Below are 460 nucleotides of genomic sequence, written 5' to 3' on the forward strand. Positions count from 1 at the left end.
AACAACCAAACACCCCCCCAGACAAACACACAACGGCACAACCGCATATATCAACAACCAAACCACACACTCCCAACAAAACATCATCAAAGCAATCGTTACAGAATACATCACACACGCATTCCAACACGCGCAATTCAGGGCAACACTTAGATGCCTTAGCAGTAAAGTTACAGCTGCCGTGTTACAGATAACAACCGGCCACAAAGGTTTGCTGCGCCTCATCAAACAGCAGCGGCTTATGCTCGATAGCCTGCATCTATTTGATTTTTTCTAACTGCTCTGTATTTGCCGGCTGTACCGCCTCGATATGGATTTCGTTTGCCACACGGTTTTAGTTCAGCTTGATATACGCCGCCACCACATCATGCTCTTTCACGCAGTGCAGATTGGGATAGAAATTGTGCAGCCGATACATTTCTGTTTCAACACCGCTTTTCTCCGCCTGATCCAATAAATG

Annotated in this window: 1 protein-coding gene; it reads left to right on the plus strand. The window is 46.3% G+C overall.

The annotated features are described in order from the left end of the window. On the plus strand, positions 1 to 277 hold a 277-nt coding region (locus ACTHUE_RS20315), incomplete at its 5' end, for a hypothetical protein (protein WP_440424312.1). Between the last annotated feature and the right edge of the window lie 183 nt (positions 278 to 460).

This window comes from Neisseria sp. P0021.S005, from assembly GCF_051956955.1.